At 37.8% G+C, this 24,394-nt stretch carries 21 protein-coding genes; 7 read left to right on the top strand and 14 right to left on the bottom strand.

Annotated features, from left to right (window positions below):
* Window positions 1–146 precede the first annotated feature (146 nt).
* Complete coding sequence (locus ACYVM0_RS08725) at window positions 147–1,487, top strand: exonuclease domain-containing protein (protein ID WP_460555508.1); 1,341 nt, start codon at window positions 147–149, stop codon at window positions 1,485–1,487.
* A 272-nt stretch (window positions 1,488–1,759) separates the two neighbouring features.
* Window positions 1,760–4,009 carry a Tex family protein gene (locus ACYVM0_RS08720; RefSeq protein ID WP_460555505.1) on the top strand — a complete coding sequence of 750 codons (2,250 nt, stop codon included), beginning with the start codon at window positions 1,760–1,762 and terminating at the stop codon, window positions 4,007–4,009.
* 66 nt (window positions 4,010–4,075) lie between these two features.
* Here the strand turns inward: ACYVM0_RS08720 and ACYVM0_RS08715 are convergent, their stop codons facing one another.
* From ACYVM0_RS08715 to ACYVM0_RS08680, 8 genes are all read right to left on the bottom strand, one after another.
* A complete protein-coding gene (locus ACYVM0_RS08715; protein WP_460555502.1) occupies window positions 4,076–4,669 on the bottom strand; it encodes an outer membrane beta-barrel protein in 594 nt (197 codons plus the stop codon).
* Between the two features lie 129 nt (window positions 4,670–4,798).
* A complete protein-coding gene (gene aat / locus ACYVM0_RS08710; protein WP_460555499.1) occupies window positions 4,799–5,443 on the bottom strand; it encodes a leucyl/phenylalanyl-tRNA--protein transferase in 645 nt (214 codons plus the stop codon).
* A 581-nt stretch (window positions 5,444–6,024) separates the two neighbouring features.
* Window positions 6,025–6,402: a VOC family protein gene (locus tag ACYVM0_RS08705; RefSeq protein ID WP_460555496.1), complete on the bottom strand. Its 378-nt coding sequence runs from the start codon at window positions 6,400–6,402 to the stop codon at window positions 6,025–6,027.
* A gap of 35 nt (window positions 6,403–6,437) precedes the next feature.
* Window positions 6,438–6,941, bottom strand: a complete 504-nt coding sequence (locus ACYVM0_RS08700; protein ID WP_460555494.1) for a GNAT family N-acetyltransferase — start codon at window positions 6,939–6,941, stop codon at window positions 6,438–6,440.
* Window positions 6,942–6,997: 56 nt separating this feature from the next.
* On the bottom strand, window positions 6,998–7,768 hold the full coding sequence (locus ACYVM0_RS08695) for a hypothetical protein (RefSeq protein WP_460555491.1): 771 nt from the start codon (window positions 7,766–7,768) through the stop codon (window positions 6,998–7,000).
* Window positions 7,769–7,871: 103 nt separating this feature from the next.
* On the bottom strand, window positions 7,872–8,819 hold the full coding sequence (gene plsX / locus ACYVM0_RS08690; RefSeq protein ID WP_460555488.1) for a phosphate acyltransferase: 948 nt from the start codon (window positions 8,817–8,819) through the stop codon (window positions 7,872–7,874).
* A gap of 131 nt (window positions 8,820–8,950) precedes the next feature.
* Window positions 8,951–9,145 carry a 50S ribosomal protein L32 gene (rpmF, locus tag ACYVM0_RS08685; RefSeq protein ID WP_430989508.1) on the bottom strand — a complete coding sequence of 65 codons (195 nt, stop codon included), beginning with the start codon at window positions 9,143–9,145 and terminating at the stop codon, window positions 8,951–8,953.
* A gap of 56 nt (window positions 9,146–9,201) precedes the next feature.
* Complete coding sequence (locus ACYVM0_RS08680) at window positions 9,202–9,759, bottom strand: YceD family protein (protein ID WP_460555484.1); 558 nt, start codon at window positions 9,757–9,759, stop codon at window positions 9,202–9,204.
* A 115-nt stretch (window positions 9,760–9,874) separates the two neighbouring features.
* Between ACYVM0_RS08680 and ACYVM0_RS08675 the strand changes: the two genes are divergently transcribed.
* The gene (locus ACYVM0_RS08675; protein WP_460555481.1) at window positions 9,875–10,954 is read left to right on the top strand and encodes a DUF3810 domain-containing protein; all 1,080 of its coding nucleotides are present in this window, start codon (window positions 9,875–9,877) and stop codon (window positions 10,952–10,954) included.
* A gap of 60 nt (window positions 10,955–11,014) precedes the next feature.
* Window positions 11,015–11,473: a TspO/MBR family protein gene (locus ACYVM0_RS08670; RefSeq protein WP_460555478.1), complete on the top strand. Its 459-nt coding sequence runs from the start codon at window positions 11,015–11,017 to the stop codon at window positions 11,471–11,473.
* Between the two features lie 13 nt (window positions 11,474–11,486).
* On the opposite strand, the gene ACYVM0_RS08665 is transcribed toward ACYVM0_RS08670, so the two are convergent.
* Both ACYVM0_RS08665 and dcd read right to left on the bottom strand, forming a co-directional pair.
* Window positions 11,487–11,795, bottom strand: coding sequence for a hypothetical protein (locus ACYVM0_RS08665; RefSeq protein ID WP_460555475.1), 309 nt, complete (start codon window positions 11,793–11,795; stop codon window positions 11,487–11,489).
* On the bottom strand, window positions 11,795–12,331 hold the full coding sequence (gene dcd, locus ACYVM0_RS08660; protein WP_460555472.1) for a dCTP deaminase: 537 nt from the start codon (window positions 12,329–12,331) through the stop codon (window positions 11,795–11,797). Before dcd ends, ACYVM0_RS08665 begins: the two co-directional genes overlap by 1 nt.
* Window positions 12,332–12,451: 120 nt before the next feature.
* On the opposite strand from dcd, the gene ACYVM0_RS08655 reads away from it, so the two are divergent.
* Window positions 12,452–13,066, top strand: coding sequence for a 4'-phosphopantetheinyl transferase family protein (locus tag ACYVM0_RS08655; protein WP_460555469.1), 615 nt, complete (start codon window positions 12,452–12,454; stop codon window positions 13,064–13,066).
* Between the two features lie 107 nt (window positions 13,067–13,173).
* On the opposite strand, the gene ACYVM0_RS08650 is transcribed toward ACYVM0_RS08655, so the two are convergent.
* The 4 genes from ACYVM0_RS08650 to ACYVM0_RS08635 all read right to left on the bottom strand — a co-directional run bounded on the left by ACYVM0_RS08650 (window position 13,174) and on the right by ACYVM0_RS08635 (window position 20,255).
* Window positions 13,174–14,097 carry a M90 metallopeptidase family protein gene (locus tag ACYVM0_RS08650; protein WP_460555466.1) on the bottom strand — a complete coding sequence of 308 codons (924 nt, stop codon included), beginning with the start codon at window positions 14,095–14,097 and terminating at the stop codon, window positions 13,174–13,176.
* 1 nt (window position 14,098) lies between these two features.
* The gene (locus ACYVM0_RS08645; RefSeq protein ID WP_460555464.1) at window positions 14,099–15,370 is read right to left on the bottom strand and encodes a DUF2130 domain-containing protein; all 1,272 of its coding nucleotides are present in this window, start codon (window positions 15,368–15,370) and stop codon (window positions 14,099–14,101) included.
* A gap of 622 nt (window positions 15,371–15,992) precedes the next feature.
* Window positions 15,993–17,282, bottom strand: a complete 1,290-nt coding sequence (locus ACYVM0_RS08640; RefSeq protein WP_460555461.1) for a RagB/SusD family nutrient uptake outer membrane protein — start codon at window positions 17,280–17,282, stop codon at window positions 15,993–15,995.
* Window positions 17,283–17,306: 24 nt separating this feature from the next.
* Window positions 17,307–20,255, bottom strand: coding sequence for a SusC/RagA family TonB-linked outer membrane protein (locus tag ACYVM0_RS08635; RefSeq protein WP_460555458.1), 2,949 nt, complete (start codon window positions 20,253–20,255; stop codon window positions 17,307–17,309).
* A gap of 486 nt (window positions 20,256–20,741) precedes the next feature.
* Here ACYVM0_RS08635 and ACYVM0_RS08630 point away from each other — a divergent pair, with 486 nt between their 5' ends.
* Both ACYVM0_RS08630 and ACYVM0_RS08625 read left to right on the top strand, forming a co-directional pair.
* Window positions 20,742–23,759: a sensor histidine kinase gene (locus tag ACYVM0_RS08630; protein ID WP_460555455.1), complete on the top strand. Its 3,018-nt coding sequence runs from the start codon at window positions 20,742–20,744 to the stop codon at window positions 23,757–23,759.
* The gene (locus ACYVM0_RS08625; protein ID WP_460555452.1) at window positions 23,756–24,379 is read left to right on the top strand and encodes a response regulator transcription factor; all 624 of its coding nucleotides are present in this window, start codon (window positions 23,756–23,758) and stop codon (window positions 24,377–24,379) included. Before ACYVM0_RS08630 ends, ACYVM0_RS08625 begins: the two co-directional genes overlap by 4 nt.
* Window positions 24,380–24,394: the final 15 nt, after the last annotated feature.

Here is a 24,394-nt window from a genome sequence, read left to right as displayed (position 1 = left end):
CGTGTTCCACCGGTCTTAAGAGTGCTCCCGGCCATCAGACCCTTTTGTCGCCTGAAATCCATGGCCAAACTTCTTTTGAGGTTAACTAAAATAATTAGTAATTTGCATACTCCTGTCAACAGTCAACTTAAAACTAAGTACTCAACTTGTACGCCATTGTAGATATAGAAACCACCGGTGGTTATGCAGCAGCAAGCGGCATCACAGAAATTTCTGTGTTTATACATGATGGTACCAAAGTGGTAAAACACTTTGAAACACTCATTAATCCCCAGCAAAGTATTCCAAGGTACATCACTGCTTTAACAGGCATTGATGATGATATGGTAAGGGATGCGCCGGCATTTGATGAAATTGCAGATGTGCTTTTTGATATGTTGAATGAACACATTTTTGTTGCACACAGTGTAAATTTTGATTACAGTTTTGTAAAACACCAGCTTAAAAATTCGGGCTACGATCTAACAGCAAAAAAATTATGCACCGTTCGTTTGGGCAGAAAAATTTTTCCTGGATTGCCTTCTTACAGTTTAGGTAATCTTTGCCGCTCTTTAAATATCAGTATCGAAAACCGGCACAGGGCAGGGGGAGATGCAAAAGCAACCGTAACCTTATTTGAATATTACCTGGCTAACAATGGCGAAGTTTTCATTAATGAAATGTTGAAAAAATCTTCCAAAGATCAGTGGCTGCCATTGCACCTGGATAAAAAGGAGATTGATCAGCTGCCATCAAAACCGGGGGTATATTATTTTCATAATAACAAAGACAAGATCGTTTATGTTGGTAAAGCGATCAATATAAAAAAAAGAGTAAGCAGTCATTTTACGCATAACGACCCTGATAGAAAACGGCAGAATTTTTTGCGTAATATTCATAAAGTAACTTACCGGGAATGTGCTACCGAGCTGGAAGCATTGGTTTTAGAAAGCACAGAGATAAAAAGATTGTGGCCTTTATATAACAGGAGCCAGAAACAACCCTTACAAAAATATGCCTTGTATTTATTTGAGGATGCAAGAGGCTATATGAGGTTAGCGATTGATAAAAAGAAAAAAAATATACAATCATTATACGTGTTTAATTTATTGCATGAAGGATTGGTATTACTGAAAAAAATGGTAGATGAATTTGAACTGGATGCCAAACTCTGTTTTTTAGATAAAACCCCTTTTACAACATCAGACTATGAATTTTTAGAACCACCAGCCATCTATAATGGTAAAATAAACCGGGCATTAGAAGCTTTAAATGAGCAATTACCTACGTTTGTTGTAATGGATGAGGGTATTAAAGCCGAAGAAAAATTATGCCTGCTGATTGAAAGAGGAAGCTTCTGGGGCATGGGGTATATTCCCAAAAAATTAAAGCCGAAATCAACAGGAGAATTAAAAAATTATCTAAACCCTTATGCCGATAATGACTATATCCGTAACAGTATTTATTCGTTTGCAGAAGCTAATCCACATAAAAAAATATCACTTTAATTAATTGCCATCACTATTCCAATTTTTTGTTTCAATACACAACATTATTTTCGCAACCCAAAAAACAGTTAATAGTTCATGGTTCATAGTTGACAGCAGAAAAAATATAACCCTGATCGGGTGTCTCCAACGATCAGAAGGTAAAGCAAAATGATAATTACAAATTAAAAAGTATTACAAATAAAATAATTCTTCACCCTGGTCGGTGTCTACACCTGCCGGAATGATACACCAAAGGGTTTAAAAATATAACAATTAAAATAATTCAAATAATGTCAGAATTTGTTCAGCCAATAGCGCAAAAATTCAATTTCAAAATACAACAGGTAGAAGCGGTTCTTTCATTACTGGAAGAAGGTGCTACCATTCCTTTTATTGCCCGTTATCGTAAAGACAGAACCGGGGCTTTGGATGAAGTACAAATTCAGCAGATACAGGAAGAAGCAAAATTTTTAAAGGAATTTACCGAGCGTAAAGCTTTTATTGAAAAAGCTATTACCGATCAGGAAAAAATGACGGAAGCAATACAGGCCAGATTAGATAAAGCTACCACTGTTGCTGAACTGGAAGATATTTACCTGCCGTTTAAACCCAGGCGTAAAACCAAAGCGCAAACAGCAAGAGAGAACGGGTTGGAGCCTTTGGCGATGTTATTATTAGAACAAAAAGATATCGACCTTATTGCAGCAGCAACAAAGTTCATCAATGAAAAAATTGCAGACGCTGAAGCTGCATTGCAAGGTGCAAGGGATATCATTGCAGAAACTGTTAATGAAGATGCACAGGTAAGAGCTAAGCTGCGTAAACTTTTTGACACCGAAGCCACCATGCAAAGCAAAGTGGTAACTGATAAAGAAACGGAAGGGATTAAATACAAAGATTATTTTGAGTTCAGTGAATTGATCAGCAAAATTCCTTCGCACAGAACATTGGCAGTACTGCGGGGATTTTTAGAAGGCTTTTTAAGAATAGAAATTTCTCCGCTGGAAGAAAATGCATTGGAGATGATTGAAAGCCTGTACATCAAAGGTATGAGCACCTGCAGCGACCAGGTACGCAAAGCTATAAAAGATGCTTACAGAAGATTACTGCAACCGAGCCTGGAAACAGAATTCCGTACGGCATTAAAAACAAAGGCAGATGAAGAAGCGATCAATGTATTTGCAGAAAATTTACGCCAGTTATTATTAAGTTCTCCATTGGGTAGTAAAAGGATTTTAGCGATTGATCCGGGTTACAGAACCGGTTGCAAAGTAGTTTGCCTGGATGAAAAAGGAGAGTTACAAAAAACGGATCTCATCTTTCCGCACGAGAACAATCGTGTAGCCGCAGAAGAAATAAAAATAAAACATTTGGTACAGCAATACGGTATTGAAGTATTTGCCATTGGTGATGGAACTGCAGGCAGAGAAACAGAGCAGTTTATAAAACGCCTGAATTTAAACCTGCCGGTATTTTTGGTGAATGAAGATGGCGCCTCTATTTATTCTGCATCAGAAATTGCAAGAGAAGAATTTCCTGACGAAGATATTACTGTACGTGGCGCAGTAAGTATCGGCAGAAGATTAATGGACCCATTGGCGGAGTTGGTAAAATTAGATCCTAAAAGTATCGGCGTAGGGCAGTACCAGCATGATGTAAATCAATTCCGTTTAAAAGAAAGACTAGATGCTACTGTTATCAGTTGCGTAAATAATGTTGGTGTTAATTTAAATACAGCCAGTAAACATTTACTGAGTTATGTAAGTGGTATCGGCAGTACGCTGGCAGATAATATTGTGAAGTACAGAAATGAAATTGGCAAATTCAGTAACCGTAAACAATTATTAAAAGTGCCAAGATTAGGGGGTAAAGCATTTGAACAATGCGCCGGTTTCTTACGTATTAAAGATGGCGAAGATCTGTTAGACGCCAGCGCCGTGCATCCTGAAGCCTACACCGTTGTTGAAAGTATTGCAAAAGACCTGGGTGTTGCTGTAAATGCTATCATCGGGAAAGAAGAATTATTAAAGTCTGTAGAAGCAAAAAAATATGCAACTGAACAGATTGGTGAATTAACAATAAAAGATATTTTAAATGAATTAAAAAAACCGGGGCTGGACCCACGTAGTGAAGCACAGCAATTTGAATTTGCAAACATCTACAGTATTGACGATGTTAAGATTGGAATGGAAGTACCGGGCGTTGTAACTAATATCACCAGGTTTGGTGCATTTATTGATATTGGTGTTAAACAGGATGGGTTAGTACATGTGTCTGAAATTTCTCACACTTACATTACCGATCCAAATGAAGCATTAAAACTGAATCAAAAAGTAAATGTAAAAATTCTGGAGGTTGATACGGCAAGAAAAAGAATTGCTTTATCAATCAAGCAAACTATGGAAGCGCCTGCACGAAATCAAAACCAGAGGCCCAGGTATAACGGGCAACAGGCTCAACATAAACCACAACAAAAATCTGTTGCCGAAATGCCATTGAATGATGCACTGGCTGCATTGAAACAGAAATTCGGTAAATAAGCGTAAGAAAAAAGAATAAAAAAAACGTCTCTGTACAACAGAGACGTTTTTTTTATTCAGCATAAATTATTTCTTTTTACCCGGACCAAAGTTTTTAGAAATACCCACGTTAACCTGCTGGCCAAAAGTTAGCGAAAAAGAATTGGCTGATTTAGCACCGCTCACATCTGCCTTGGAAGTACCATAATCAATACCACCAAAACCAAAGTTCAATGCAAAACCATTTTTAACATTTACGCCTACAGCTGGAAAAATATTAATGCCAAAACCATTTACTGTGGTATTAGTACCGGTAAATGGCTTGTATTTACTGGTAGAGTAATTAAAATTTGCATGGCCAAAAATACTAAAGATATTCCCCAGCGTTTTTGTGTATCGTACAAAGGGCCCTGCAGTAAAACCGGAAATTTTGTTGTAATTACCCGAAGTGCCGATTTCGTCCTTACTACCATTAACGCCAAGATTAATACCGGCTGTCCATTCATCTGCAAACTGGTAGCCAATACCAGGCATTACAGAAAATGATGAATTTTTAGAATCACTTGCATCTTTTGAAGAGTTTACAGCAAGATTTCCGTACAATAAAACTGATCCTTTTTGTGCATTTACCGCCTGTGTTACTGTTACTAATGTTAATGCAGCTACTAATACTTTTTTCATTCTTTTTTGTTTTTAGAGTTAAAGATTAAAATGATTCACACCTAAGGCAATAATTGATAATAATTAGTTGCACGGGTGTACCCTTTTTGCTTTTTGTTAACAATTTTTTTTAAAATAAGAATTGAGTGGTCAAATAATATTAGCAGAAAGTATACCAGAAAAATGGCTGCGGTCAATCATTCTGGCGCCAAGACTTTCCAGGTGTGAAGTATAGATCTGGCAATCGATTAATTTAATATTTTGTTTTTGTAAATGCTTTACAAAATTGATGAAGGCAAATTTACTGGCATTACTTTTTTTGCTGAACATACTTTCTCCAAAGAAAATCTTACCCAGCAAAACGCCATACAATCCGCCCACCAGTTCACCTGCAGCCCATGCTTCGGCACTTACTGCAAAACCTGACTGATGTAATTTTGTATACGCTTCAATTACTTCAGGTTGTATCCATGTACCATCCTGGCCTTTTCTTGTTGCACTTTTACAATTAGCAATTACTTTATCAAAAGCTTTATTCATGGTAAACCTGAAGCTGCCGTTATTTAAAACGGTTTGCATGCTCTTGCTTACTTTTAATTCTTCCGGAAATAAAACAAACCTGGGGTTGGGGCTCCACCAGCAAATGGGTTCATCTTCGTTATACCATGGAAAGATGCCGTTCTTATACGCTGATAATAATCGATCCGTACTTAGGTCGCCACCAATAGCCAACAAACCATCATCATCCGCCAGTTCCACTGCAGGAAAAATTATTGCTTCGCTTAAAATATGCATACTTAAAAATAGGAAATGTTACGGCAAGTAATTGTAAAAAAACTTTTACACCGCTGCAATAAACAGGGCGCAAAAAAAAACTGCCGCTATTAAGCAGCAGAGATTTCCCCTTTATTAAAATTTTTGTGTTTCAGGTCCAGGGATTGGATTCAATGTGTTTTCTGGCTGGGTTTTTGTTTTTAGTTAGGATAATTTTTAATCTTTACAGGGATATTGTTTTATTTTCTTTGGTTTTATTTTTCGACTGTTATTGGATGTATTTTCTGAGGATATTGAATTGTCTTTAATCACAATAATATAGTCTTTCAGCAGGTATTGGATTTCTATTTTTATTCTTATGCTTGAGCTACACCATTTACGATAACTGTGCCAAAGGGGTAACTGCCTGATAATGAGTAGCAATCATTTTGCAGGGAAAGATTTTTTTCCAGAAACGGGAAGGAAATTGTGGAATACGGAATAATTGGAGGCTTTTTTACGGGAAAAAGTTGAAAACAGCGACAGTTATTATTTATTTTTAGTGTATACTATACAGGTATAATAAAATTCCTGGTTAAGGCTGCATTATTATTTTAATGTAGTTAAGATCTGGCGGCCATCAATTGAAATACATTGCCTTCAGGATCTTCTCCGTCACAAAATAAATAGTCAAAACCGGTATAGGATGTAATTGAAGACATTATAACGCCGCTTTGTATAAGCATTGTACGAAGTAGCCCGATATCAGCAATTTTAAATACCAGTTTGGTATTACTTTCTGCTTTGAAAGGTGCTGCACCATTGTTGTGCCAGGCATCTCCGATTTTGTGAAATGCAATTTCAATTTGCCCTGCATTTAAAACCACCCATTCGTTTGGTATTTCTTCTATTACACTAAATGCAAAATGTTGCTGGTAGAATTGTTTCAGTTGTTCAACATTGGCGGCAAAAACTATTATCCTGCTGAGTATGGCATGCATGTTTTATAGTAGGTTTAATAAACCAGGTGATACTGTTAAACAGTTGTAATGGCATTGCTGTACACCAAAAGTTTTTCCTGCTCCACCAGGATTTCTTTTTCAAAATGCAATCCCAATTTAGTAAGCAATTGAATAGATTTTACATTGTGTGGTATTGTGGTTGCCAGCACAGGATGATAAGCAGGATCTTTAGCTGCAATGGATAGCACTTCTTTTGCAGCTTCGTAAGCATAGCCCTGGCCGTTATATTCCGGCAAAAAAGCAAAACCGATATCAAAATGATCGAGATAAGTACGTTTGATAAATGACACGATGCCAATAGGTATGTTGGTTGCAGTAACCCTCACTACCCAATAGGTTAAGTTTTTTGTAGCATTTACTTTTTTTATATAGGCAATGGCATCTTCTTTTGAGTGTACGTTTCTGTCGCCTATAAACTCAATCCAGCCTTTTGTATTTACAATGGCTTCAATAAATTCGAAATCATTTTCAGTTAAAGTTTGTAGTGTTAACCGCTGTGTGGTAATAATATGCTGCATAGTAAACAAAAAATTAGCCGGGTTATAGTGGTATTATTTTTTATGCTGCCTGTAATTTATGCAGGCAGTTGCTCTTCAACATTTAAAGTTATGATTTTTTGTCTGCCTTTTAGTACCATGTCCATATTCGCCCTGGGTTTAATGGTGATTTTTTTATTGGTAACCGTTATCGCTCCAAACCAACCCCTTACCAGGAAAATATTTTCCTGGCCGAATTTCCATTTTACCTTTTTATTGGTTGCTTTATTGAGGATGGTAAAATAAATCTCTTCTTCGTATTTTTTTAATATGCCTTTAAGGGAAATAGTAAATGCGATTTTTTTATTGTCTTTCGTTTTTAAGGTTCGTTCACGTAAAATTCCTGCTGCCCCGGCTTCTTCAATGGCCGAAGCTATGGTATTGGTATCCAGTTTATCTAAGATGGCAATATCCATTAATCCATCCTTAATTGCGGTCAGTACCAATGCCTGTTGTGTTTCTTCATCGGCATTTAAAAATATTGCTGCTGGTAAAACTGCAATGCCGGAAGTATGCCAGTCTTCGGCCAATACAATATTTTGTAAAGCTTCTTCCCTGGTATTGGCAATGGTAATGTACAGGTGATCATAAACAGGGCACATCAATCCTTTAGTAATCAAATGCTGTAGCACAATTTCGGCATAGCGATTCAGGTATAATAACTCTTTGGGTATTTGATATGTAAAAGATATCCTGATATCCCGGATCAATTTAGTAGCATTGGTGGCCGCCAGTTGTCTTAGTTGCCTGGAGTGTTCAATGATGGCAATCTGATCAGCGTTCAGGGGATTTTCTTGTTCTTTCTTCATTGTAAAAAGATTAAATAACAAGTATGGGCACAAAATTCTTTCCGGGTAAAATAAAAATTAAATCTTGCCTATATTGAAAAACGCCGGTGCCAGGTTTACTATCCTATACTTCGCCAACAAAACTGCCCTTCATCTTTTCCAGCAGGTCAGTTTCAATCATACGTTGTGCAATGCGGATCATATTTTTAAATGCCGTGGCGTGAGAGATACCATGACCGATGATAACGGGTTTGGCTACACCTAAAACAGGAACGCCACCGTATTGCTCAAAATTAAAACGGTCGAAATGTTCGTCGTGAATATTGCGGCGCTTTACAATATCGTAAATACTTTCAGCTAATTTTAATACTACGTTGCCGGTAAAGCCTTCGCAAACCAATACATCGGCCTTGGTCATTAAAATATCACGGCCTTCAATATTGCCTATAAAATTGATTTGCTTATTTTCTTTTAACAGGGGATAGGCGGCCTGTGCCAGTAAATTGCCTTTGCCTTCTTCTTCACCTAAATTTACAAGGCCAACTTTAGGGGTATCAAAATTTAAAATATGCTGTGCATATAAAGAACCTAATACAGCAAACTGGTTCAGGTTTTCGGGTTTGCAATCAGCATTAAGGCCCACATCTACCAGTAAACCTAAAGTGCCATCTTCTCTTGGCATATAAGCGCCAATGGTAGGGCGCAATACACCTTCAATAGCTTTAATGCTGAACAGGGAACCTACCATCATTGCACCGGTATTACCAGCGCTGATAAAAGCATCTATTTTGCCGGTAGCCAGTAAATAAAAACCTACGGCAATGGAAGAATCTTTTTTTTCTTTTAAGGCTTTGGTGGGATGCTCATTCATTTCTATTACCTGCGTGGTGCCAATGATAGTGTATTGAGCTGCAGCAAGAGGGTGCGCTGCAATATGGGTTTTAATTTGTGCTTCGTCGCCAATTAAAGTAAGATGAATATTGGCGTTACCTGCTGCTAAAAACTCAGCAGCACCTTTTACTGCTTCCAGGGGGGCAAAATCGCCACCCATCATATCAAGTCCTATATTCATTTCAATTGCTTTTATGTTAAGGTTGTCTCCTTATTTGAGCCAGGGACGACAGTACAGTCCTATAAATAAAAATTCTAAACTCCATATCCGTAAACGAATTTAGAGTTTAGAATGCAAAGTTGAAAATATAATTAGGCTTTAAGCGGCGCTTTTTCTGCAACTAACTTTCCTTTGTAGAACAATTTTCCTTCACTTACATGTGCACGGTGGCGTACATGTGTTTCGCCGGTTGTTTTATCAACACTTAAAGTAGTTTCTACCGCTTTGTAATGCGTTCTTCTTTTTGCACTGCGTTGCTGACTATGGCGCCTTTTTGGATTTGGCATGATTGGTAATTATTAAATTATTAATTATAAATTATTATCTGCTTTAAATACTCTTTCTACTTCTTGCTTTTCTTCTTCACTTTAAACTGTTCCAACCCTTTCCATAACTGGTTGCTGTTGGCTTCCTGTGCTTTTACTTCCATCATCCGCAATTTTTCCAACACTTCCTTATTACAAAGCGGGCCACCCATTTCATCGTCACTGCAGGTTTTTTGAATCGGAAAACTCAGCAGCACAAATTCATAGATCCAGTTGGTTACATTAAGGTGGCTTTCCGTACGGGAGATGTAAAACACATCAGGATCTTCTTCCTGGTCATTCATCTCATCGGGGTTTTCCACCAGTTTTACCAGCATGTTAAACTCATCCCAGATATCCATCGGTAACGGATTTCCACAACGGTCACAGGTAACATCTGCCTTGCCGCCAATTTCAAACTTCAGCAACATAAAGCTGCTTTTCTTATCTAAAGTAAGTTTGATACTGGCGTTGCAGTTGGTAAAATCTGTAGCACCTTTTTCAACAAAGAACTTATCATCTACCTCGTAAGTAAACTCATGAACGCCGGGCTTCAATCCCACAAAAGCTATCTCAAATCCCCGTTTATTAGCCATTACGGATAGTTTAAAGGACGGCAAAGGTAAAGAAAAATTTTAGATTTTTGATTGTAGATTTCAGATTTATTGTTAACAGCCTTTTTATTAGGGTTTTAGTACTTTTAAGGCCGGTATGAAATATCAAAAGAAACTGGCATTTATAGGAATATTAGCTGTTCTGGTCATCATTATTAAGTTGTACTCGGCTGATGCTGTAAGGGTAGAAAATGGCTATTCCGTTGGTTTTTACCGGTTTATTACGGCTTCACTTCGCTTGCTGTTGGGATGGCTTCCCTTTAGCATCGGCGACCTGTTGTACGGGGCTGCGGTGATCTGGATCAGCTGGAAATTAGTAAGATTGACCAGGGTACTGGTGAAAAGACAGGTGACCCGGGAGCGATTTATCAACGGAAGTTTAAAAACCCTCACTATTTTTTTGTTGCTATATATTGTTTTTAATGCTTTTTGGGGCATTAATTACAATCGCAAAGGCATTGCGTATCAATTGGGATTGAAGATGGAAAAATATAGTGTAGAAGACCTGAAAAATATTAATGCACTGCTTATAAGTAAGGTAAATGCGGCCAAACAAAGCCTGGTTAATAGTAAGGCTACCTATCCTTCTTCTCAACAATTATTTACCAAAGTGCAGGACAATTACGAAAATATTGATAGCCTGTACCCGTTTTTACAATACGATCATCAGTCACTGAAATCATCAATGTGGGGATGGCTGGGTAATTACGTTGGGTTTACCGGTTACTATAATCCTTTTACCGGCGAGGCACAGGTAAACACTACTGTACCCCGGTTTTTGCAACCTTTTACCGCCTGCCACGAAGTAGCGCACCAGCTGGGTTACGCCAAAGAAATGGAAGCTAATTTTGTGGGCTACCTTGCCGCAAGTGCCTCAAAAGATACTTTATTTCAGTACTCTGTGTATCTCGATCTGTTTATTTACAGCAACCGTAATCTCCGTAATAGTGATTCTGTGAGCGCAAAAATTTACTCCCAACAATTATTACCTGAAATTAAAAATGACCTGCTGGAATGGCGTGCCTTTAACCGGAGGCATAAAAACCCTGTGGAGCCTGTAATAAGATGGATGTACGGGAAATACCTGGAAAACAATCAACAACCTCAGGGCGTAATGAGTTATGATGAAGTGACCAGTTTTTTAATTGCGTATTATAAAAAATTCGGGAAGATATAGACGTGAAACGTGAATGCCTGGCGGTCTTAAACTTTTTTTAAGTTGGTATGTTAAATCATAATGAAATTGTTCATTGCTATATTAATTCCGCTTTTGGTGGGTGGCATATCGGGTTATTTTACGGCTTCGGGTGTAGAAGGTTGGTATGCGGCCGCTAACAAGCCCTGGTTTAATCCACCCAATTGGATTTTTGCCCCTGTTTGGACGGCGCTTTACATTTTAATGGGGATTGCTTTGTACCTCGTTTGGAAAACCGAAACCATCGGAACGGTAAAACAAACTGCTATTATTTTATTTGCAGTACAATTAACACTTAACTTTTTCTGGTCGCTGATATTTTTTAAACTGCAACAACCCGGCTGGGCTTTTGCAGAAATTATTGCCATGTGGGTGATGATATTATTAACGATACTTTGGTTTGGCAAAATATCTTCCACCGCTGCCTGGTTGCTGGTGCCTTATATCTGCTGGGTAAGTTTTGCTTCCGTGTTAAATTATGCTATCTGGAAGTTGAATTAGGTAAAGCGGAAAATCATTTTGTAAATTCCACGGTATTGATGTAAAGCCCTGTTTGCCCGGTAAAGGATTTTACCTTCATCTCGTAACCTTTTGCATCTGTCCACATAACAATGCATTTTGGTATTCCCTGCCTGAAAATTGTGTCATGCGATAACCTGTAGTAATTACTGGTATCAAATTCAACAAAATCGCCATCACCAATTTTATAGCCCGAATCCCATTGCCATAAATTAGATTGTACATAATTAAGATCGGCATGTTTGCAGGAGCACAATAGCACCAGCAATAACATAACCGGGATATGGTTTTTTAGTGGCACCATTAAAATTTATTCTTCCACATCATGCTTTCAACAGGTTTATTTATTTGTCCGCTGTATTTAGCATTCTTCTTTTGGTTGTATTTTACTTCAATCTCGCCATCTACAGGAAAATAGATCAGCTGGCCGATAGGCATTCCTTTATATACTCTTACGGGTTGCTTTACAGAAATTTCAAGGGTCCAGTTGCCGCAGAAACCCACATCGCCTTTACCGGCAGTGGCATGTATATCAATACCCAGACGGCCGGTTGATGATTTGCCTTCTAAAAAAGGAACATGGGCATGTGTTTCGGTGTATTCTTCTGTAACACCCAGGTAAAACTCATTGGGCTGCAACACAAAACCTTCGTCCGGTATTTCAAAATGCTCGATGGTATTGTGTTTTTTAGCATCCAATTCCTTGTCGGTATAGCGGGCAAGGTCTTTTCCTAAATGCACATCATAACTGTTGCTGCCCAGCTGATCTCTGTCGTAGGGAACAATTTTAATAGTCCCTTTTTCGATTTCTTCTAAAATTCTGGTGTCGCTTAATATCATGTTAACTGGTTAATGAGTTTACTTGTTAATAGGTCAATTCGTGTAATTGGTGTTTTTAATTCGTGTAATTTGTGCAAATATTCAATCTAAAATCTGCAATCTAAAATCTAAAATTGCATTATGCCGTTGGTTTATCAACAAAATATTAACGCTGTAACCAAAATAGGGGTGTGGCATATTGCCGAAGCGGAAGCATTTTTTGCAGGTATGCCACTGCAAAAAACGATTACGCATCCGCACAAGCGGCTGCAACACCTGGCCGGAAGGTTTTTACTGAAGGAATTATATCCCGATTTTCCTTTGGACCTGATTAAAATAGCCGATACCCGCAAACCATTTTTAGAAAACGAAACCTACCATTTTTCTATTTCGCATTGCAGGGATTATGCGGCTGTATTGATCAGCAAAGAAAAAAGGGTAGGTGTGGATATAGAATTAGTGAATGATAAGATAGAACGCATTCTCCATAAATTTTTAACCGACGAAGAATGTCTTTTAATGCCACGGGGTGCCATACAAAAAACGGCTACTTTATTCTGGAGTGTAAAAGAAACTGTTTACAAATGGCAGGGTACAGGTGGCACCGACTTTAAAGAGCATATCCGTATTGAAAAATTTACCGGCGATGCAGAGGAAGGGATCGTATACTGTTTATTTAAAAACAAAATTCCTTTGCAGGTGCACTATCTTTTTTTTAACGGCAATTTTTTAACCTGGGTGCTAAGCGACCACTAAATGTTTTTCTATTCACGAAGTGAATAAAGGTTTGCTGCGGATTACACGAATTAACACGGATGAAAGCCATTGTATTGTAATCAGTGATAACTCGTGGCTACAAAAAACTACGCAGTGGTTGCAAATGCAATTTTATTGTACGGGTCCTGGTTCAGTAAAGTTTTTATGGTATCATACAATTGCGGATAACTTTCTTTCATCACAGCCGGTTTTTCAAAAAATATTTCAGCACTCTCTGCCCAAAACTCCTGGAAATTTTTCAATGCATAATCAGAATAGAGGTCATTGCCCGGTTTTAGTTCCTGCTCAAAAACCTTATTACCATAACTATTGAAGTGGTCGAAACTATCCCTGAAAGTATGGTCGATATTTTCTCCCACTATAAAGGTTTGGTAATATAGCGCATGCGCCAGTTCGTGCAGGCCAACATTTTGCCCGTCTGCATTATCGGCATAACCTTGTAAAAAGTGTTTCCACGATAAATTAACCGCATGGCCCGACACATTGCCTTCCAAAAAACAAATACTATCCTGCACCCTCATAAACTCCTGCGGATATACATGAATGAAACCGAAATTGGGCAGCAGGTATTTTTCTAAACCAAAAGTTAGTTGTATGGCCGCAGCACTGATGAGTACGGGCATTTCTTTAAAACAACTGGCATCATGTATCTTAAAAATTTTTGCGGCAATAAAATTTTGCAACCGCTCAATAAACCGGGTTTGCTGTGCAGGAGAAAGATCATTGTAATACAAAAATCTTTTGGATAGAATAGCCGCCAGCTCTTCATCAGAAAAATTTAATTCTTCTCCGTAATAGGTAGAGTAAGGTATTTTGGCGAGGGAAGATTGAGCAGGTAAATTATTACCTTCTTCCTCTTCACTGTCTTTTTTAAAAACAATAAAATATAAAATGAAGGCGATCATTGAAAAGAAAGGCCACACCACTTCATCCATCCTGTTGTCAAATGCAAAAGCAATGGTGATGGCAAATAAAACCAGTGGAATTATAAATTTTAACCTGTCGCTCATATTAATCTTCTGTAAGGTCATCGCCACCTTCCAGCAACGGGATATCGTTTACCGAGGCTCCTGCAATGCCTTTTACGCTGCCATACAAACCACTGGTGCTGAGTAAAACTTTTTCCAGTTGCTTTTCTCTTTCCTTCCACATTTTTTCCATTTGTATGCGTTCTTTTGTAATAGAATTTTTCATTGATACAAAACCTTCAACAATAGCTTCCATTTGCCCACGAAATTCGTTGCCGGTTAAATAATCGTACAGCATCTGCATTTTATCTCCTTTGTTTTCCTGCGCTTTATTGGCATTAAACACTTTAATGATGCCCTCTCTTAATAGATAGGCAACGCTGCTTACCTCGCTGAAATTGCATATCCATATCCCATCTTTTTCACCAAACTTTTCCATATCCTTGGGAAATACCTGCGATACCAAAATAGCTACATCGCTGCCGCTGGTTCGCTTATCGGCTTTTAATTTATCTATCCAGCCATTGCTCCAGGCCTTGGTACGTTTGCTTTCATAAATGATCCTGCCGCACACAACACCACTGTTATTACGTACCAGTTGTATACAATCTGCACCTTCCACACCCTTACCTACTTCTTCAATCACATCAAAAGGAAAATTTTCTTTTAAAATATCTTCCAGCAATAACTCCTGTACCTCTCCCTGGCGTTGCATGCTGCCTTGTTCTGCCCTTCGTTTCATTTCATCAGCTAATTTCTTTTGTTCTTCCAATTGAATTTCCAAAGATTTCAGCTTCATCTGCAATTCAGTTTCTTTCAATGCATTCTTTTCCACTTCCTGGGTGCGTATCTGTTCTGATAAACTTTCTCTTTCCTGCTGCAGTTTTTTTTGCAACGTAATTTCCATTTCGGCTTCTTTGTTTTTCAGCTCCTGCTCTTTTTGCAAAAATTCCAGCTCTTTTTTCCTGGCCTCTTTTAATTTTTCTTCATTGTCTTTATTATTATTTTCCAGCATTCTCAGCTGGTTCTCAAAATCAGCAGCAGTACTTTTTGTGATCTGCTCTTTAAGGTCATTTTCTATTTTCAATCTTTCCTGCTGCATTTTCTGTGCAAATATTTCATTCTCCCTTTTTTTGGTCTCTTCAAACCGCTGCTGGCTCTCCTGTAATTTTTTCTTGTCTTCTTCTATACTGTTTAAGGATTTTTGTAATTCTTTTTGGTATTGCTGTTTATATTTTTGTTCCAGGTCTGCAGCAATTACATTTTCTACATCAAATTCGTGCCCGCAATTCGGACATTTTATATTATTCGCCATCGGTTAATTTTTTACAAGATAGATAAAAGTACTGTACAGTGAATTTTCATTTTACTTCAGTAAAGGTCGAAATCAAATTTCAACATACAAAAAAGCAAAGTAAAAATTTCTTCTTGTCAAAAGCCTTTTCTTTTCGGTATCAGCCGGCCAGTCATTTTGAAGGGCCCGTTTGCTAAAACTATTTTATTAGTTATTGAGGTAATATAAAAGCCGGCACAAAGTGCCGGCAGAATAAAACAAGAATTATAAAACGGATTTTCATAGGTTCGATAGTGTACATCCTTTAGCAACTACCGGAAATGTTATTTAAACTTTGAGAGTAAATGAAGTTGGAAATAAAAGCAATTCTTTCTCATAGGATTCAGTGTTTAAGGATAGATGGATATTGAATTTAAAACGGGGCCAATTGTCTTTTATTTCCAACTTCTACTCAAAGATAATTTGCGCCGGAATTCTTTTACTTACCCTTTCGTGTATCCCAGAGAGCACTTTTGTGTAACCTGGTTAACAGGTTTATCTGAATTGCTTTATTTGATAGGTAAATTCAAATACATTATCGGTACAAAAAAGCAGCATGAAAATACATGCTGCTTAAAACCTGAAATACAAATGAGACGACAGGTTAAAGTTCGCTTAATGGCAGAGGAAATTTTAGCCAGACATTATCATCCACTCTGTCTATTGTTAACTGCGATAAAAGATCATATCGGCGCATATCTATCCAGCGATGCCCTTCAAAGAATAAAGAATAAGTTCGTTGCTTCAGCATTTCGGTTATCAGTGCAGGTTGGGTAATTGCCCCGGAATAATCAGGTAGTGCATGCCCGTTCCGGATAATATTTAAGGCTTTTATACCATTAGACAGGTCGTTGTTTTGTATACTTGCTTCAGCATAGATCAATATTAATTCTTCATTTTTTATGATTGGTATTGAAGCGGTAGAAGAAGTATAAACCCAAACATCCCTGTTACCTGAAAGCCCGTTAAGAGAAGCGGCTGTACTTCGTAATGTGGCTTTAGAGATCCTGTCATCGCCGGCTTCAATAGCAGCAAAGCAGGAAGGGTGTGCAATACGGATCTCCCCATTTTGATTCTGCGGTATAAAAACTGGATTTAACATGTCGCCTGAGCCGGAGCCAAATGAGGAATATACACCTGTGCCAAAGCTGCCGGTAAGGTCAAAAAAAGATTCCGTCAGATCTTCCAGCGCTGTAGTCCACTTTTTCGAATAAAGCGCAACTCTTGCTGCAATGGCACGGTTGAATTTTATCAGCCCTAGGGCATCATTGAATTTTGTATACCCGTTGGATAAAGGAAATGCGATTGTTGCATGGGCCAAATCGCTTTGAGCTGCATTCAACAGTTTTGTGATTTCGTTTAATGCTGTATCATAGCCAACTATCGGCCCCGGCTTATCCGCATCAGCAACATCAATCCTGATACCATTAGAGTAAGTCAGATTCAGGTTGAGTAAAAGAGAATAAGCTTTTATTGTTTTTGCAAATCCGCTGTAACCTGCTTTTTCAGCATCAGTTATCAATGATGTATTTGCGCAAGCCTGCTCCAGCAGATTACAACTCTTTACTACCCTGTAATTGGCTGCCCATATCGAAGTAATATAAAATCCTGTATTGCTTAAAGTAGTACTGCCCATTCCCAGCAGATTTGCGGTATATGCAGGTTCCGAAGGAGAGAACCGGTAGATCTCTCTTCCAACTACACTTACATCATCTAAGTACAAGGCCAGCTTTATCCGCATTCCGCTTTCAATTCCTGTAACAAGGTTGTTAAGTTGCTCTTTAGAGGCATTTTTTAAAAAATCACTTTCTGTTGGATTATTTAAACTGCCGAAATCTTTTTTACAATTGCTGAAGCAAAATGTTGTAGCCAGTAATAGCAATATTATCCGCATAGTGAAAAATTTATCAGTTATAGATTAGAAAGTAAAGGTAACATGCATGAATGCCCGCTTTGTGGCTGGGTATGGCGCCAGGTCTACACCTGTGGAAAAACCTGTTCCAAAATTTGATACCTCGGGGTCATAGCTTTTGTACCTGGTGATTGTAATAAAATTGTTTAATGATGCACCGATTTTTATAGCGTTTATAAAATGAAGTGCTCTGTTTTGCAGCGTATAATACAAACCTATTTCTCTAAAACGGATATAACCTGCATCTTCTATAAATAATTGAGAATTCTTTCCGTATTGTTTAATACGATAAAGCCCGTTGGCAATGCCTGATGGGTTAGTAACATCATCATAGTCGGCCGATGTACCTCCAAAATCATTGGTTAATGTGGTAATATTAATATTGTCACCGCCTTTTTTCCAATGCAATAAAAAAGAGAACGTTATTTTTTTGCCGAAAGAGAATTGGTTATAACTGGTCATTTGAAAATCCGGTTCAGCATCACCCAGTGCACCAGTACCATTACCATTAACACCAACAATTTGAGTAGCCGGTTTACCTTGTTCTATTCTGAATGAGCCTCCCAGCGAATAGCCAAAGGAACCTTGCGGAACCGGTGGCGTAATAAGCCTTGTAACCAGTGATCTGTTGAACCAGTAATTAACTGATGTTATCCATTTTAATACAGCGGTTGAAAACAGCTGTGCATTTATACCAATTTCAACACCACGGTTACGAAGGTCACCTGCATTTAACCACTTTTGTAAAAAGCCGGATGAGGAAGGAGGGTTTGTCAACATTAAAAAATCATAAATATTTTTAGTGTAGTAAGTAAACTCTACTGATAATTTCCCTTTCAAAAAAGCCAGGTCAAAACCTGTCTCAAGTTCACTCTGTCTTTCCGGCCTGATGGCAGAATTTCCCCTAACAATATCAATTAATGAACCGGCAAGCCCTCCGATATTTGATACCACAAAAGATGTGAACTTGCTGCCATATGCAGGTACATTATTTGCCTGGCCATATGCAGCACGTATTTTAATGTTATCAAAAAAATCAGTTTTAAGAAAGTTCATTTTGGTAATATTCAGCGACAATCCTGCTTTTGGATAAAAATAAAACTTACCGGCGTTGCCATTGTTTGTTGACCGGTCGAAACGGCTGCCGATATTAAGCGTTACAGCTTCTCTAATATTTGCTTCTTCCTGAATAAATATTCCTGTATTCTCAAATTTTGATATGAATTGAGAAGCGGTTAATGATCCGCCCTGTGTAATATTCGATTGCCCGGTGATCACTTTAGTTGCTACACCTAAAAGGGTATTATAATTCCCGTTTTCATTTGTTACACCGCCGGCAGTAGTTAAAGATATTTTGGAAAAAGGAGTGTAATTATTTACGAACGACAATATTAAGTTAGAGGCAAGATTCCTGGTAAAGCCTTGTATTAAAGTGCCCTTATTGATTGCCTGAAACTGTAATTGAGAGGGAAATTGTGCCTTCGAAACTAAATTATAAAAATCCAGTCCGCCGGAAAAGATCAATTTGGTATTGCTGTACTTATTTTTTTGCAGCAGCGCTTCAACACTTATTCCTGAAAGAAAGCGATTATTTGATTCGTTATTTTTTACCAATGCAACAGTCTGCAATGGGTTTGAGCCGGCAAATGGATTGTCAGGAAATTTTCCCTGTGCATCAGGATGCAATTGCGCAAAAGATGGTGTGGAAGAAAGTGCAATGCCAAGTGTTACGCCTGTATTATCATTACCCGTTAAACCCCTGTCTGCCGAAGTACTGATAAAGCTGGTATTTATCGCAATTTTAATATTGTTACTGATCTGGTGATCGGCATTTAAACGAAAGCTGCTGTTTTTGTACCCCGTATATCTTACAATTCCGCTTTCATCTTTTTGCATTGCAGAAAAATAGAACCGGGTCTTTTCATTTCCGCCACGCATGCTTACAGCTGTATTGCGGCCAAAACCGCAATTGCCAAAAATTTCTTTTTCGTAATCAAAAATTTCTCCGGCTGCCTGCGCTTTTAAAAATTGTTGCCTGTATAGTACACTTGTGGCGCTATCGCTTGACAGGCTGGCAGCTTTATTGGCATCAAACACCCGAACACCTAATAACTTACTTGCCTTTATTATACCGGCATCCTGCGAAAAATTGATTTTCGTTTTACCTGTAGTCCCTTTTTTTGTTGTAATGATTATCACACCGGCTGCGGCCTTTGATCCATAAATGGCAGCTGCAGAGGCACCTTTCAATATTTCTATCCTGTCAATATCTTCCGGTTTTATATCCGCAATTCTGTTGACCTGGTTATCCTGGTTAGAAGTGATGGAACCGTTTGACAATGAAGCCTTCGTTATAAAATTCAATCCGCCGGATGTTGCCGTATTATCTGCAAACATGCCATCAATTATGTACAGCGGCTGGGTATTGCCATATATTGAGGTAACGCCTCTTAATTTAACTGAAACGCCTCCACCGGGAGCGCCGGTATTGGCATTAATAAAAGCCCCGGGAATTTTTCCATTGATGGCGGCATCAAAGGTTTGCGCAGGAGCAATTTCATTTAGTAACGTGGCAGAAATAGTGGCCACAGAATTCGTACTGTTACGGCGTTTAATGGTTGTTGTTAAGCCGGTAACTATTACTTCATCCAGTTTGGCAATATCTTCAGGCATAACTATTTTTAAAGTGGCTGCATCGGTGATTTTAACGGTTTGAGTTATATATCCTGTTGCACTTATTTCAAGTATTGTTTGGGCAGGTGCGGATAAAACAAACTTTCCGTTACCATCTGTTAGTATTACCAGGTTACTTTGTTTAACAGCTATAGTGGCAATTATTCCATTACCATTAATATCAACCACCTTTCCGGTTATATTTTTATTTTGTGCAAAGCACTGCGTAATAATAAATAATAAATAAATAAGGGTAAACGTACAGATAAATACTTTTTTCATGTCAGTATATTAATGGGTAAAAATAAAAACCTGTTTATTTTTTAGTATGAGCAATAGTATACAAATCGTACTGCTTGGCTTCGTAGCTTTTCAGGCAGTACGGTTGTATTTCGTTTACCGGCCAAAGCCCTGCAAAATACCATGCCGGCGAATCCCATGCACAGGCCCGGAAAATGAAAAGATTTTTATGAGGATGAGGTTTGCTGTTTATGGCGAAAGGTTACGCTTACAGGTTACAAAAGTATATACAAATTAAATAAATTTATCTACCCTTTTGGGTAGACGAAGAGTATATTTTATGTAAAAATGTTTTGTGTAATAAGAAAATATTTTGAGACTGAATTTGGCACTTTTGTGTACTATACAGGCTTTGTATTACAAGTACATTTGTACCAGGCTCTTTTACAGTAAAAAAGTGCGGTAGCAAAGGGCTCTATAATTATGCGGTTCAAAGCAATTTGTAAATATCATTTTTTAATAGTTTTTGTGTCAGGTAGTTTGATCTCTGCCAGTTGCTATGGCCAGAATTATACCAACCTGTTCTTTAAACGATATGCCTCCCCGGGAGAATTGCCCAGTGGCAGCTGTTCTAACCTGTACAAGGATAGTTATGGCTTTTTATGGATTGGTACTGCATATGGGATAAGTGTATTTAACGGGAAAGAATTCAGCAATATATCAATGTACACTGACAATAAGAATTTTTACCTGGGTGATGCTCCGCAAAATTTTCTTCAGCTTGATAACAACAGGTTGCTGATAACCTGTACCAATGGGTTGTTTATTTTTTATTATAAAGACAAACACATAGTTCAGGTTAAAGCCAGCCTGAAAAAATCGCCGGAAGAACGCATAGAGATAATAGGTTTTGACAGAACGCGGCAAAGGGTAATAATTAAAACAGCAGGTAGCGTTTATTTATTTGACACTGCTTTAAAGCAAACCGGCTTATTAAAGTGTGTTAATGAAAGCAGGGATGTATATGTAAGAAATGAATGCACCTATCCTTATTGTTTTTATTATTCTGCTAACAAGCATTTGGTATCATTAAATATTGAAACCGGGCTTACAGACTCTTTGTTATTAATGCCCGGCGAAAAGGGATTGGTGGTTAATGGCCAAAAAGAAAATCTCTTTCTTGTTGTCTCATCAAAAAAAATAATACAGATTAATGTTTCTAATCTGGCAATAATAAAAACAGCGGATGTTCCGCCCGAAAAATATGGCTGCTTTTTCTTTCCCCGTACTGCAAAAATGGATGAGCAGGGTGCATTCTGGATAGGTGGAGAAACTAATCTTTTTGTGTACAATACCGATAGCAACAAAACTGCCATTGTTGATGCTTCCGTTAGTAACTTTTCTGTAAAAAAGCTGAATAAGTTTAGCATTTATGATATCTGGATAGACAAAGAGTCGCTTTTTGCGGCCTGCTACCGTGGGGGATTATTTGAAAACAAAAAACGGTTAAACAAATTTACCGACTATCATCTGGCGGATACTTTAAATGCCGCAACTTTTTCAATGGTAATTGACAAGGGAATTATCCTTGGGGCAAACGATTTAAAAGGCATTTACGCTTTCCCGTTAAATAAAAATGCCCGCACTGTATTTTATCCGGTTGTAAACAGCAGCAGTGCAATTTTACAAATTGAAAGAATTGATAAAGACTATCTCTGGGTACTTTTCGACGAATATTTTAAAGTGGGTATCATTGATATCAGGTCGATGTCTTTAACCGGTCAGCAACTTTCTATTAACAACATTACCCGCCCTTACTTTGATTCTATTAACAATTTCCGCTTGCTTTCCAGGGATTTTCGTCCGGTAATTAAAAATATTTCAGAGCAGCTGTCATACATTACCGTTGGCAGGGCTTTATTCAGTATAACCGGAACAAAGAAGCAGGGTTTCAGATTTAATTTAGTGGATACCATTGTATCAAGTGGCGCTATTTCCTGTATCTCTTCGGGTAATATTTTTATTGTTGGAAGTACAAAAGGGGAGCTCTTTGTATTAGAGAATAACCGGTTAATAAAAAAAGCCGGTGCTTTGAACAATATATTTTTACCGCTAAAAGGCCTGGACAATGATAAGTATGGAAATGTTTTCGCAATGACATCAAATGGATTGTACATCTACAATAATAATTTTTCACTTTCAAAAACCATGTTGAAGCCGCTATACGGCATGATAGATAATAAAATATATTCGGGTAAAATGGATAGCCAGGGTGTGTTGTGGATGACCACTTTTGGAGGGATTATGGCTTATAATTCGGTTACTGATGAACTGGCTAATTATCCCTCCCCGGGGCTTACAAGAAATGTAGGATTTATTACTAAAGCAATGACGTACGATGATGATCATATTTTCTTTGGCGGTGGAGAAGGAATTACGCAAGTGAATACAAAAGAACAGGTGGCAGACCCATTAAAAACAAAACTGTACTTCGATGAAATAAAAAATGGCAACAAGGTATTGCATTCAGGTATGGTACCGGGTTCTATAGCAGAAGAATTACCTTTTAATTACGACGATAACTCTTTTAGTTTTTCATTTAAATCAATATCATATCAGCAATCAGAAGGTATTTATTATAAGTATAAATTAGAAGGCGTTGACACCTTCTGGCATTTTGTAGATAAGGGTAAACAACTTAATTTCTTGAGTCTTTCTGCAGGCGGGTACAAATTGTTTATAAAAGAAATTTATCCTAATAATCAACCGGGAGCCCAGATATCTTATTCTTTCACAGTAAAAAAGCCTTTTTGGAAAACAATAACTTTTGTTTTTTTATCGGTGTTGGTTTCGGCAAGTTTAGTAACGCTGATCATTGTATTTATTTTTAGAAAAAAATTAGAACAGCAACGGATAGAGGCATACCGGCAAATAGCGTTAAAAAATGAAAGGGAAAGAATTTCGCAGGATCTTCATGACGATCTTGGTACCGGGCTCACCTCCATCAGATTATTGACTAAAACCTTATTGGCACGGCAAGAACAAGCGCCGGGTAATACTATGCTGGATAGTATCGGAAAAATTTCTGCTGGGCTTATTGATCAAATGAGTGAGATAATCTGGCTGCTCAATCATATGGATGATACTTTAAATGGTTTGATGGCACATGTAAGAATGTTTATTGCCGAATATTTACAACGAACTGAATCGGATGTTAAACTCGAATTTGTAAATAATTGTAAAATAGAAAATAACATTACCAGTATCCAGAGACGAAATATTTTACTGGTAGCTAAAGAAATATTTAATAATGCTATTAAATATTCTAACGGAACATTGTTTACCGTTAACTGCTCCTGCAATGAAAAAAGGATATTACTGGTATTTATGGATAATGGTATTGGTTTGCCAGCTACCAGCAACCCGAATGGTAATGGATTGAATAACATAAAAAAACGGATTGCAGCCATAAATGGTACTGTAAAGTTTGAGAATATTAATGGAACCGTAATCACTATTGAAATACCAAAAGAAAAAACTATATGATAACTGTATGTATTGTAGACGACCAAAAAATAATGTCGCAGACGCTGGAACTTATTATAAACGAATCAGAAGATATTGGTTGCATTGGAATATTTTCAAACGCCGAATCTTTTATTGAACAATATGAAGAACTGCGGCCTGATGTGACGCTGATGGATATTGACCTGCCGGGAATGTCGGGGATTGAGGCAATCTTTAATATAAAATCAGGATACCCGAGGGCTAAATTTTTAGTGCTTACTATCTTCAACGATGATGAAAAAGTCTTTAACGCTTTAAAAGCAGGGGCAGGCGGCTATTTATTAAAGAAGCATTCCTTTGACCTGTTACTTGAAAATATTAAAGAACTTTATTTTGGCGGGGCACCAATGTCGCCTGAAATAGCAAAAAAACTGATCGGCTATTTTCAAAGGGATAACGGGCGGGTGCAACTTAACAACCTTACCGATAAAGAGAAGAAAGTTCTGGAATTAATAGTAGAAGGCTACTTATATAAGGAGATTGCCGGTACTTTGGGAGTAACAATTGATGCGATTAAAAAGCACGCCCACAATATTTATGAAAAGCTGCATGTGCGAACAAGGAGTGAAGCAATACGGAAATACCTTTCCGGTAACTAATATGAGTTACGCTGA

The organism is Ferruginibacter profundus (genome assembly GCF_054783275.1).
This window is presented reverse-complemented; position numbering and strand designations above follow the sequence as displayed.

Bases quoted from the DNA above. Each gene is read 5' to 3' on its own strand.
- ACYVM0_RS08720 (WP_460555505.1), top strand. From the start codon at position 1,760: ATGTCAGAATTTGTTCAGCCAATAGCGCAAAAATTCAATTTCAAAATA.
- ACYVM0_RS08715 (WP_460555502.1), bottom strand. From the start codon at position 4,669: ATGAAAAAAGTATTAGTAGCTGCATTAACATTAGTAACAGTAACACAG.
- aat (WP_460555499.1), bottom strand. From the start codon at position 5,443: ATGCATATTTTAAGCGAAGCAATAATTTTTCCTGCAGTGGAACTGGCG.
- ACYVM0_RS08705 (WP_460555496.1), bottom strand. From the start codon at position 6,402: ATGCATGCCATACTCAGCAGGATAATAGTTTTTGCCGCCAATGTTGAA.
- ACYVM0_RS08700 (WP_460555494.1), bottom strand. From the start codon at position 6,941: ATGCAGCATATTATTACCACACAGCGGTTAACACTACAAACTTTAACT.
- ACYVM0_RS08695 (WP_460555491.1), bottom strand. From the start codon at position 7,768: ATGAAGAAAGAACAAGAAAATCCCCTGAACGCTGATCAGATTGCCATC.
- plsX (WP_460555488.1), bottom strand. From the start codon at position 8,819: ATGAATATAGGACTTGATATGATGGGTGGCGATTTTGCCCCCCTGGAA.
- rpmF (WP_430989508.1), bottom strand. From the start codon at position 9,145: ATGCCAAATCCAAAAAGGCGCCATAGTCAGCAACGCAGTGCAAAAAGA.
- ACYVM0_RS08680 (WP_460555484.1), bottom strand. From the start codon at position 9,759: ATGGCTAATAAACGGGGATTTGAGATAGCTTTTGTGGGATTGAAGCCC.
- ACYVM0_RS08675 (WP_460555481.1), top strand. From the start codon at position 9,875: ATGAAATATCAAAAGAAACTGGCATTTATAGGAATATTAGCTGTTCTG.
- ACYVM0_RS08670 (WP_460555478.1), top strand. From the start codon at position 11,015: ATGAAATTGTTCATTGCTATATTAATTCCGCTTTTGGTGGGTGGCATA.
- ACYVM0_RS08665 (WP_460555475.1), bottom strand. From the start codon at position 11,795: ATGGTGCCACTAAAAAACCATATCCCGGTTATGTTATTGCTGGTGCTA.
- dcd (WP_460555472.1), bottom strand. From the start codon at position 12,331: ATGATATTAAGCGACACCAGAATTTTAGAAGAAATCGAAAAAGGGACT.
- ACYVM0_RS08655 (WP_460555469.1), top strand. From the start codon at position 12,452: ATGCCGTTGGTTTATCAACAAAATATTAACGCTGTAACCAAAATAGGG.
- ACYVM0_RS08650 (WP_460555466.1), bottom strand. From the start codon at position 14,097: ATGAGCGACAGGTTAAAATTTATAATTCCACTGGTTTTATTTGCCATC.
- ACYVM0_RS08645 (WP_460555464.1), bottom strand. From the start codon at position 15,370: ATGGCGAATAATATAAAATGTCCGAATTGCGGGCACGAATTTGATGTA.
- ACYVM0_RS08640 (WP_460555461.1), bottom strand. From the start codon at position 17,282: ATGCGGATAATATTGCTATTACTGGCTACAACATTTTGCTTCAGCAAT.
- ACYVM0_RS08635 (WP_460555458.1), bottom strand. From the start codon at position 20,255: ATGAAAAAAGTATTTATCTGTACGTTTACCCTTATTTATTTATTATTT.
- ACYVM0_RS08625 (WP_460555452.1), top strand. From the start codon at position 23,756: ATGATAACTGTATGTATTGTAGACGACCAAAAAATAATGTCGCAGACG.